Below are 6403 nucleotides of genomic sequence, written 5' to 3' on the forward strand. Positions count from 1 at the left end.
GGTAATACTGGTGCGGCGGGCATGGCACCTCGAGACGATCATGACGGTGTAGGAACCTCCATGATCTCCAGGAGCCGTGCCCGCACCCATGACGCCCCCGGCCTCGCGTCAGAAGYGCGCTACGCAACMCCACTGGAAGYCCCACACAACGCCGAAAGTCTGCTTACCAGCAAACTTGYCGAGGCCCTGGGAGAAGAACAGCCCACCGATCAGCGCGACGCCCACTGCCGCGCCAAGCTGGCCGGTCGCGTTGATGATTCCGGAGGCCGCGCCGGCTTCGTGCGGCGGCACATCGATCAGGATCATCCCGGTCAGTGGCGCGACCAGCAGGCCCATGCCCGAACCGATCAGCAGCAGAGACGGGGCAGCATGCCATGCTGTCACGGTGGTGGCGAAGTGATRCGCCGTCCACACGTAGGAAAGAACACCCGACGTCATCACCGCCACTCCCACCATGAGGCAGCGACGGCCATACTTCGGAAAAATGTAGCGTACCGCGAGTCCGCCAGCCACGGGAACAGCGACGGAGAATGGAATCGTGGTCAGACCGGTATGCAGTGCCGACCAGCCTAGACCACCCTGCAGATAAACCGTCCAGGTGATGAAGAATCCAGCCGGCACGCAGCTGAACAACAGTTGCGTGCCGACGCCGACAGAAAAGCTGCCAGTTTTGAAGAGGTTCAGCGCCAACAGTGGCGAATCGTCACGGCGCACCTTTTCCCGTTCATACCGTAGGAACAGCGCGAACACTGGGACAGCGATTACCATGGCGACAATGCTCCACATCGGCCAGCCCAGCTCGCGCCCCTGCACAAGCGGAAAAAGCACGAGCAGCAGCCCTACGGCGACGAGGATCWTCCCTATCCCGTCGGGCCGGCGAGCATTCGGGGACCTGGATTCCCGCATCCACGCCGACGCTGCCACCAACGCTACCGCGCCGACGGGGAGGTTGACCGCAAAAATGCTGCGCCATTCGAGGCCGAACGGGTTCCACTGGAGCAGAAGACCACCGACGAGCGGTCCCGCGACGATCGCCAGGCCCACGATGCCCGCGTATAGGCTGACGACCTTGCCGACTTCTTCCCGAGCAAAGCTGACGTGGATGATCGCCAGTACCTGCGGCACCATGACGGCCGCAGCGCCCCCCTGGACCACCCGGGCGCCGACGAGGAATTCCGGACTCTGCGCAATCGCGCACATTCCGGACGCCGCCATAAACCCGGCGACACCGGTCAAGAACATTCGCTTGCGACCGAAAATATCTCCCAGTCGACCTCCGGTTATCAGCATCACAGCGAAGGCGAGAGTATAGCCCGCGTTCATCCACTGGATGGACGTTGGCGACGCCCCGAGATGCTGCTGGATGTTCGGAATAGCCACCGTGACGATGTTGTTGTCAAGCAGGTCCATGAACGTGGCGACGAGCAGGACCGCGAGAGCCCACCAACGCCTCGGGTCGGGTGCGGGCTGGGCCACCTGCAGTACCGGCTCGGACGGCCAGGTGGTCCGCTCAGTATCGACCATGATCTACCTGTTCTGCGGAATTCCGCCTCAGCGCCGCTCCCGCGCTGGCCGGTTGATCTTCATACTGTCCATGTCCGTCACTCCGAATCGGAGGTCGCGATAGCCGCAGCCGATCTCGTCGAACCTTGCCATCAGCCGTTCTTCGGCGGCATCCTGCGCCCGCTGCTCCGCCTTGTCGTCGAACTCGACTCGAACGACCAGGCGGAATGTGAAGGCGACGATGGACTCGTTGTAGACGAGCGTTCCTTCTTCGGTGAACGACGCGTTGAGCACATCCTGCTGGTCGGCGTTCCGGCGAAGCTTCTCCCGCGCCGGGGGGTCAAGTTTGTCAAACCGTCCGCGTACCAGCACCCGGTAGACGTGCTCGGGCATCAGTCGTTCCCTTTCTCCGCAGCTATTTCGCGACCCAACGCGACCCACGACCGCAGTAACAAGTCCACCGCGTCGACTGCCGCGTCGTCCGGGCTGCTCTCGGGCGACAGGACCCGTTGGATCGCCAGGCCGTCGTCAAGCGCGTGCACTATCAACGCGAGCACCTCGACCGGAGCAGGTGGGGACGCGTCACGAGACGTGAAGTCGCGGGCGAGCGCCTCCGCGATGATCGTCCGCGTCCGCGCCTCCCGGTCGGTCAGCGTCGGCAGGACGCCCGGGTTGCGCAGGCCGTAGAGCCACAGCTCGGTGCGCAGCACAAGCCAGCTCGCGAGGTGACGGTCACGCTCACGATGCCAGGCCCGGAACTGCTCGACCATGCCCTCGAACGAGCCGGCGTCACGGCCCAGCGCCCGCAGCTCCTCCAGCTCACGCTCTGTGCGCTTCTCCAGCAGGGCGAGCACAAGCTCGTGCTTGCCGTCGAAGTTGCCGTAGAAGGCGCCTCGCGTGAAACCGGCACGCTCGACAATCTGTTCGACCGATGTGCCGGCAAGGCCACRCTCGGCGAACAGCTCCGCCGCCGAGCGCAGCAGCTTCTCGCGGGTCAGCTCCCGACTCTCCTCTCGGGACAACCGTCTGGTCGCGATGACAGGCTCCTTCTAGATACAGAGGTGCATCCAGATACAAGAGCCTATCAGAGTGCCGGGCTCGTCTCCAGCTGGGAGGCGGGCCGGGTCAGGCGGACCGCGCCGAGCACGGCCGCCTGGTAAGGGGTGAGCGTGGCTCCGGGTTCCGACAGGGCGAACGCCGCCCACCGCGGCTCCCGCCCGCAGCCGTACAACATGCCGAGCGACGCCAGGACCGAGCGCCGTTCCGCCTGCCGCCGACCGGATGCCAGCAGATGCGCCGGCCGTCCGGCGTGCGCCAGCGTCTGCCGCACCGGGCTCAACAGGACAGGATGCGCGCTCACCTCCACAAACACCTCATGGCCGGTGTCACCGAGCCGCTCGACCGCGGCGGCGAAACGGACCGGCTCGCGCAGGTTACGCATCCAGTACTGTGAGGCGAGGCTCGTTCCTGGCACGGGCTCGCCGGTCACGGTCGAGTACATCACGATCCTCGTAGGTCCCGGTGCCAGCGACCGTAACGCCAGATCAAGATCCGCACGCAGGTCATCGACGTAGTGGCTGTGCGAGGCGACGGTTCCCGTAATCACGCGGCAGTAGACGTCGCGCCGGGTGAGATCATCGACGAGCCTGGCGAGTGACGCCGCGTCGCCGGCCAGCACCGTCGACCGGGGGCTGTTCTCGCCGGCGACGCTGATGCGCCCGGCGCTGGCATCCGCGACGGCATGCGCCTGGGCGGGGGACAGCTCCGTGGCGGCCAACGCCCCCCTACCGGAGATCCGGCGCAGCAGCGCACTGCGCCGGCAGGCGATCATCACCGCATCTCGGAGGCCCAGCGCGCCCGCGGTATGCGCGGCCGCGATCTCCCCCATGCTGTGGCCGACCACGGCATCCGGCACGATCCCCCAACTGCGCCACAAAGCCGTCAGGGCGATCTGCAACGACACCATGGTCGGCTGCAGCACGTCGATCTCGTCCATCCGGGACGCTGGCGGGTCCAACCCGAGCTGCTCGACCACCGAGAATTCGGCGAAACGCCGAACCTCCTGATCACAGCGAAGGAGCGCCTCCCGGAACGCCGGCTCAGCGACCAGCAGCTCGCGGCCCATTCCGTACCACTGGGCGCCCTGCCCGGCGAAGACGAACACCAGGCCGGGCCGGCGTGCCGTCACATCGGGAGGAATGCGGTCGGTTTCTCCCGCGAGGGCGGCGGCCAGTTGTTCAGCGAGATCAGCGTACGAATCGACAACGAAGGTCAGGCGGTGCCGCGCTCCGGCGGTACGCACCGCGGCGTCATGGCAGTACCAGGCCAGCGCCGGCAGGYCCGCCCGCGCACGCACTCGGTCAAGGTGCGTGCGCAGGAGTTCCGCCAGTCTGTCCTCGGTGTCTGCCGCGACAGCGAACAATCGTGTGTCCACGTCTCCCCCATCAGGCCGCACGTCGCCCGCTCCTGGTCCGGGCCCGATCATCGAGGTCACCGGCGGACGGCTACCTGGTGGCGGTAGCTCTCCATCGGCAGGCCGCTCACCCAGGGCACGATCCCGATCCTGCTCAGCAGCCTGATCACGGCGGGCGGCTGATATCCCGCGAACATGCCGCCGAACATCAGGATCTGGCTGTGTGCCGCGATCCTGCGCGCCATCGGGTTCATCCGCTGCCGCGCGAGCGTGGCGTGGAAATGGCTGTCGGACGCCATCCGGCGGCGGATCGCCGCGCGAACCCGGTCGGAGATGTCGTTGTCGGTGACCCAGGTCAGGCCGTCGATCTCCGCGGCCATCCGGCGCATCGCCGCGTAACGCTGACGCGTGAAGACGTCAATGTGGGTGAGGATGCCGCCGGGGCTGAGCACACGTTCCACCTCCCGGAGGAATCTGCCGAGATCAGGATAGTTGTGCGAGCTCTCTATGTTGACGAGTATGTTCACGGAGCCGTCAACGAAAGGCAGTTTCTCGGCGTCGCCGTGCACGAACTCCAGTACGTCCGCACGCGCGAGGGTCGCCGAAGCCCTGGCGATGGCTCGCGGCGACAGGTCCAGGCCGGTCATCCGTGCGCCACGGGCGATACGGGAAAGGAAGTTCAGGCCTTCCCCGGTGYCGCAGCCGACTTCCACCACCGTGCGACCGTCGTAGTCGTCCAGACCGATCGGCAGGTCCCGCAGAGCCAGGAAGTACAATTGCTCACTGAAGCCGTCCGTGCCGAACTCACCGAACCCTGGCAACCAAGCCCGGATCTCGTCGACGATCTCAGGGTCATACATCCCCCAGTTCCACAGGTCCCCCTTCGCCGAGAGGGTGGCGGCCATGTCATAGATTGTCGAGCTGGCCGCTTTCATTCTTTCCGCAGCCTTCTCACCACCGCGAGCCGTGTCAGGCTCAGCAAGATTGATGTCGGCCAGACCGCTGGTGAAGGCGGTCATGATCTCGGCAGTGTTCACTGCGCTCTCCGCGGGTCTCCGGCCTGCTCGGAAAGGGAGGGCTGGGGGCTGTTGGTGTCACCGCGCACCAGACCGACGCCGTCGTACGCCTCGGCCGGGTCGGTGCCCACGCGCACCAGTTGGTTGTCGCCGTTCACGAACACGACGTTGGGCTGGTAAGAGCGGGCGTCCTCCTCGGCCATCAACGCATAGCTGACGATGATCACCAGATCGCCTGGACTGATCAGGTGGGCGGCGGCGCCGTTGATGCCGATGGTCCCGCTGTCCGCCTCACCTTCGATGACGTACGTGCTGAGCCGCGCACCGTTGGTGATGTCCAGCACGTCGACCTTTTCTCCCGGCCACAGGCCGGCGGCCGCCATCAGGGTGGCGTCGATGGTGATCGAACCAACATAGTGAAGATCGGCCTGTCGCACGACGGCACGATGGATTTTGGATTTGAGCATCTCGCGGTAGATCATTACACTCACCAGGTCACCGGCAGCTCTCGCACACCGTAGATAATCATTTCGGAGCGGGTACGGATCTCGCTGGTCGGCACCGCCACGTGAAGGTTCGGCAGGCGGCGCGCCAACGATTCGAACGCGATGCGCAGCTCCAATCGGGATAGCTGCTGTCCGACGCACTGGTGGATGCCGTGCCCGAAGGCCAGGTGCGGCACGGGCTCGCGCGTGATGTCGAGGCGGTCGGGAGCGTCGCACAGTGCGGGGTCCCGATTGGCCGCGGCGAGGGAGAGCGACACCGCGTCACCCGCAGTCAGCTGGTGGCCGTCGAACTCCAGATCGGCGGAGACCGCACGGATCGAGCCGGCGTGCACGATCGTCAGGTAGCGAAGCAGTTCCTCGACAGCACCGGGCGCCAGGCCCGGGTCCGCGGCCAGCGCCGCATACTGCTCGGGATGTTCCAGCAGCGCGAACGTTCCCATCGCGATCATGTTGGTGCTGGTGTCGTGCCCGGCGACCAGCAGCACACTGCCGATCGTCATCAGCTCCTCGTCGCTGAGCTCACCCCGGGCCACCAGCGTGCCCAGCAGGTCGTCCGCCGATGCGACCCGCTTGGCCTGGATGAGACCCATCAGCAGTCCACCGATGTTCTGCCAGCCGCTGATGGCCTCCTCCGCGCTGGAGTGAACGGTGAACAACGCTGCRATAGCCGCGCCGAACACCTCACGCTGCTCGACGGGCACTCCCAGCAGTTCGCAAATCACCAGCGCGGACACCGGTTCGGCGAACGCCGACACCAGGTCGGCCGGACCGCCACCGGCGATCATCGCGTCCAGGTGCTGGTCGACGATCTCGATCACCCGCGGCTCCAGGGACCTGGTCCGACGCGTCGAGAACCACTCGACGATATGCCGCCGGTAGCGGGTGTGCTCCGGAGGATCCATCGCGGTGAACATGCCCGGCGCCGGCTCGGTGCGTTCGCCTGCCATCGGCAGCGGGATGGGCGA

7 protein-coding genes are annotated in these 6403 nt (G+C 66.1%); all 7 read right to left on the reverse strand.

What is annotated here, in order from left to right:
• Positions 1 to 108: 108 nt before the first annotated feature.
• Positions 109 to 1524 carry an MFS transporter gene (locus KBI5_RS23325; protein WP_085016480.1) on the reverse strand — a complete coding sequence of 472 codons (1416 nt, stop codon included), beginning with the start codon at positions 1522 to 1524 and terminating at the stop codon, positions 109 to 111.
• A gap of 27 nt (positions 1525 to 1551) precedes the next feature.
• Positions 1552 to 1896, reverse strand: a complete 345-nt coding sequence (locus KBI5_RS23330; RefSeq protein WP_011435565.1) for a DUF6204 family protein — start codon at positions 1894 to 1896, stop codon at positions 1552 to 1554.
• Positions 1896 to 2525: a TetR/AcrR family transcriptional regulator gene (locus KBI5_RS23335; RefSeq protein WP_198537925.1), complete on the reverse strand. Its 630-nt coding sequence runs from the start codon at positions 2523 to 2525 to the stop codon at positions 1896 to 1898. The genes KBI5_RS23330 and KBI5_RS23335 overlap by 1 nt, the downstream gene beginning before the upstream one ends.
• A gap of 62 nt (positions 2526 to 2587) precedes the next feature.
• A complete protein-coding gene (locus KBI5_RS23340; protein ID WP_198537927.1) occupies positions 2588 to 3937 on the reverse strand; it encodes an acyltransferase domain-containing protein in 1350 nt (449 codons plus the stop codon).
• 56 nt (positions 3938 to 3993) lie between these two features.
• Entirely contained in the window at positions 3994 to 4953 is a 960-nt protein-coding gene (locus tag KBI5_RS23345) for a class I SAM-dependent methyltransferase (protein WP_085016482.1), read from the reverse strand.
• The gene (gene panD, locus KBI5_RS23350; RefSeq protein WP_198537934.1) at positions 4950 to 5414 is read right to left on the reverse strand and encodes an aspartate 1-decarboxylase; all 465 of its coding nucleotides are present in this window, start codon (positions 5412 to 5414) and stop codon (positions 4950 to 4952) included. Before panD ends, KBI5_RS23345 begins: the two co-directional genes overlap by 4 nt.
• Before the next feature lie 5 nt (positions 5415 to 5419).
• Positions 5420 to 6403, reverse strand: a 984-nt coding sequence (locus KBI5_RS23355; protein WP_085016485.1) for a cytochrome P450, incomplete at its 5' end; no start/stop codon positions are given.

Source organism: Frankia sp. KB5, assembly GCF_002099325.1.
Classification (GTDB): domain Bacteria; phylum Actinomycetota; class Actinomycetes; order Frankiales; family Frankiaceae; genus Frankia; species Frankia casuarinae.

Bases quoted from the DNA above. Each gene is read 5' to 3' on its own strand.
- KBI5_RS23330 (WP_011435565.1), bottom strand. From the start codon at position 1,896: ATGCCCGAGCACGTCTACCGGGTGCTGGTACGCGGACGGTTTGACAAA.
- panD (WP_198537934.1), bottom strand. From the start codon at position 5,414: ATGATCTACCGCGAGATGCTCAAATCCAAAATCCATCGTGCCGTCGTG.